Annotated in this window: 3 protein-coding genes and 1 pseudogene; all 4 read left to right on the top strand. The window is 69.8% G+C overall.

All coding sequences use genetic code 11. The features are described 5' to 3' along the window. Positions 1–290, top strand: a pseudogene (locus JGS39_RS37505) (MHYT domain-containing protein); the annotation flags it as partial. A gap of 63 nt (positions 291–353) precedes the next feature. Then, on the top strand, positions 354–2,477 hold the full coding sequence (gene uvrB / locus JGS39_RS37500) for an excinuclease ABC subunit UvrB (protein ID WP_219574258.1): 2,124 nt from the start codon (positions 354–356) through the stop codon (positions 2,475–2,477). Positions 2,478–2,608: 131 nt separating this feature from the next. Further along, positions 2,609–3,187: a TerD family protein gene (locus JGS39_RS37495; RefSeq protein ID WP_219574257.1), complete on the top strand. Its 579-nt coding sequence runs from the start codon at positions 2,609–2,611 to the stop codon at positions 3,185–3,187. 153 nt (positions 3,188–3,340) lie between these two features. Further along, positions 3,341–4,041, top strand: a 701-nt coding sequence (locus JGS39_RS37490) for a TerD family protein (RefSeq protein WP_236065905.1), incomplete at its 3' end; no start/stop codon positions are given.

The raw sequence follows: 4,041 nt of genomic DNA, 5'->3' as shown, positions 1-4,041 counted from the left end.
CCGCCGCCCTCACCGGCTCCTCCTCGGGCTCCGGCGACAGCGCCACCGCGCTGCTCGTCCCCATGCTGATCGGCCCGGCCTGTTTCCTGCTGCTGGCCGCCGTCGTCGTGATGTTCGACCCCCTGGTGGTCATGGGCACCCCCGACTGGAACGACCCCGCGGCCGTCCGGGGAGACCGGATGCCCGGCATTCCGGCCCAGCGCCAGGTTCCCCGGTTCGGTACGCACGCCGACCCGGCCTCGTTCCACTCGCAGCAGCGCCAGGACTCCACGCAGCCGCAGGACTGGTGACCGCCGGGCCGCCGCGAGCCCCGACCCGGCCCCGTTGTCAGTGGGGGGTCGTACGGTGGTTGCATGCGGCCCGTTTCGAAGATCGAACGTTCGGTGGCGCCTTTCGAGGTCGTCAGTCCCTACCAGCCCAGCGGCGACCAGCCGGCGGCCATCGCCGAGCTGGAGCGGCGCGTCCGGGCAGGTGAGAAGGACGTCGTGCTCCTCGGCGCGACCGGCACCGGCAAATCGGCGACCACTGCCTGGATGATCGAGAAGCTCCAGCGCCCCACCCTGGTCATGGCGCCGAACAAGACCCTCGCCGCCCAGCTGGCCAACGAGTTCCGCGAGCTCCTGCCGAACAACGCCGTCGAGTACTTCGTCTCGTACTACGACTACTACCAGCCCGAGGCGTACGTCCCGCAGTCGGACACCTACATCGAGAAGGACTCCTCGATCAACGAGGAGGTCGAGCGGCTCCGCCACTCCGCCACGAACTCCCTGCTCACCCGGCGGGACGTCGTCGTGGTCGCCTCCGTGTCCTGCATCTACGGCCTCGGTACCCCGCAGGAGTACGTGGACCGGATGGTCCAGCTCAAGGTGGGTGACGAGATCGACCGCGACCAGCTGCTGCGCCGCTTCGTCGAGATGCAGTACACCCGCAACGACCTGGCGTTCACCCGCGGCACCTTCCGGGTGCGCGGCGACACCATCGAGATCTTCCCGGTCTACGAGGAGCTCGCCGTCCGCATCGAGATGTTCGGTGACGAGATCGAGGCCCTCTCCACGCTCCACCCGCTCACCGGCGAGATCATCAGCGAGGACCGGTCGCTCCACGTCTTCCCCGCCAGCCACTACGTCGCGGGCCCCGAGCGCATGGAGAAGGCGGTCGGCCGCATCGAGAAGGAGCTGGAGCAGCGCCTCGCCGAGCTCGAGAAGCAGGGCAAGATGCTGGAGGCCCAGCGGCTGCGCATGCGTACGACGTACGACATCGAGATGCTCCGCCAGATCGGGACCTGCTCCGGTGTCGAGAACTACTCGATGCACTTCGACGACCGCGACCCCGGCACCGCTCCCCACACCCTCCTCGACTACTTCCCCGAGGACTTCCTCCTCGTCCTCGACGAGTCGCACGTCACCGTCCCGCAGATCGGCGCGATGTACGAGGGCGACGCCTCCCGGAAGCGGACCCTCGTCGACCACGGCTTCCGGCTGCCCTCGGCCCTGGACAACCGCCCGCTGAAGTGGGAGGAGTTCCTCGGACGGATCAACCAGACGGTCTACCTCTCCGCCACCCCCGGCAAGTACGAGCTCTCCCGGGGCGACGGCTTCGTGGAGCAGATCATCCGGCCCACCGGCCTCGTCGACCCGGAGATCGTCGTCAAGCCCACCGAGGGCCAGATCGACGACCTGGTGCACGAGATCCGCAAGCGCACCGAGAAGGACGAGCGGGTCCTGGTCACCACCCTCACCAAGAAGATGTCGGAGGACCTCACCGACTACTTCCTGGAGCTGGGCATCCAGGTCCGTTATCTGCACAGCGACGTCGACACCCTGCGCCGTATCGAGCTGCTGCGGGAGCTGCGCTCGGGCGAGTACGACGTCCTGGTCGGGATCAACCTCCTGCGTGAGGGACTCGACCTGCCCGAGGTGTCGCTCGTGGCCATCCTCGACGCCGACAAGCAGGGCTTCCTGCGCTCGGCCACCTCACTGATCCAGACCGTCGGACGTGCGGCTCGTAACGTGTCGGGTCAGGTCCATATGTACGCGGACAAGATCACCCCGGCGATGGCGCAGGCCATCGACGAGACGAACCGCCGCCGCGAGAAGCAGATCGCGTACAACACCGAGCGCGGACTCGACCCGCAGCCGTTGCGGAAGAAGATCAACGACATCGTCGCGACGATCGCCCGCGAGGAGGTCGACACCGAGCAACTCCTCGGCACCGGCTACCGCCAGACCAAGGGGGCCAAGGCGCCCGTGCCCACGCTGGGTATCAAGGCCGGTGCCGCGAAGGGGAAGGCCGGCGGGGACAAGGCGGCGGTCACCGACCGCCCGGCCACCGAGCTCGCCGGGATCATCGAGGAGATGACCGACCGGATGCGTGCCGCCGCCGCCGACCTGCAGTTCGAGGTGGCCGCCCGGCTGCGTGACGAGGTGGGGGAGCTGAAGAAGGAGTTGCGCCAGATGCGGGAGGCGGGCCTGGCCTGATCCCGCGGCGTCCGGTGTGTTGCAGGACCGACACAAAACGGCCCGAGGCGGCTGTGTCCGCGGTGTGAATGCGTAGGGTGCTGGAAAACCGCGCAAGGACGGTTGCGGGGACAGCGGAGAGGGGACAGCGCGTGACGGTCAATATGACCAAGGGTCAGGCCATCAGCCTGCAGAAGAGCGACGGGGGGACCCTGACCGCGGTACGGATGGGGCTCGGCTGGCAAGCGGCTCCGCGCCGCGGTCTGTTCGGCTCGCGCACCCGGGAGATCGACCTGGACGCATCGGCGGTCCTGTTCGCCGACAAGCAGCCGGTCGACGTCGTGTTCTTCCGGCACCTCGTCAGCGACGACGGCTCGGTCAAGCACACCGGGGACAACCTGGTCGGCGGCGCCGGCTCGGGCGGCGACGACGAGGCCATTCTGGTCGACCTCCAGCGGGTGCCGGTCCACATCGACCAGATCGTCTTCACGGTGAACTCCTTCACCGGCCAGACGTTCCAGGAGGTGCAGAACGCCTTCTGCCGCATCGTGGACGAGACCAACGGCCAGGAGCTCGCCCGCTACACGCTGGACGGCGGCGGGCAGTACACCGCCCAGATCATGGCGAAGGTGAGCCGCTCGGGGAACGGATGGCAGATGACCGCCATCGGCAACCCGGCCAACGGCCGTACCTTCCAGGACCTCATGCCGGCGATCCTGCCGCACCTGTAGGCAGTGCCGGACTCACGGGTCCGCATCACGACGCGCAGCTCCCGGCAGCATCGGCCGCCGGGAGCTGCACCGCATCGCGGCACCGGTACCGTCGGCGCCGCACCACGCACGACACCGCATCGCGCAGCAGTAACTCGTCGAGGGGACAGGGCAATGACGGCCGAGCTGGTCCGGGGGCAGAACCACACCTTGCCCCAGACCCGTCTGGAGATCCGGGTTTCGGCCGGCGCGCCTGTCGTGGCCGGTGCCACGCTCGGTGACGAGCACGGCACCGTGCGCGGCGTCGAGTGGATAGCCCACCCCGGCTCTCCGCAGCTGCCGGGCCTGGAGGTGTCCAGGCAGGCCGCGGCCGAGCACCGGCTCGCGGTCGACCTCGACGCCCTGCCCGAGGCGGTGCACCGGGTCACCGTGCTGCTGGCGTTGCCGCTGGAGGCGGGCAGCCCGACCAGGTTCGGGACCGTGGCCTCGCCGTTCGTCGCCGTCACCGGACTCGACGGCACGGAGATCGCCACCTTCACCCTGACCGGTCTGGACAGCGAGTCCGCCGTCGCCGCTCTGGAGCTCTATCGCAGGCAGGGGGCCTGGAAGGTCCGCGCGGTCGGGCAGGGCTACGCCGGCGGTCTCGCCGCGATGCTCGCCGACCAGGGCGTCGCCGGGGCGGCCGAACTGGCGGGGTCGATCCAGGAAGCGGTCGCCCGCGGACTGGCCCGCTCGGTGACCCCGCCCCTGCCCCGTACCCCTGAGGGCGGCCGGGTCACACACGCAGGAGGTCCGGGGGCGCCCCAGGGCGGCGGACGGCCCCACGCGGCCCCGCAGCCCGAGCCCACCTCGCCGTCCTCCGCACCCACCACCCT

It is taken from the genome of Streptomyces poriferorum (assembly GCF_019399235.1).
GTDB lineage: Bacteria > Actinomycetota > Actinomycetes > Streptomycetales > Streptomycetaceae > Streptomyces > Streptomyces poriferorum.
Note: the sequence above shows the minus strand (reverse complement) of the source record. Positions and strands in the feature narration are given on the sequence as shown.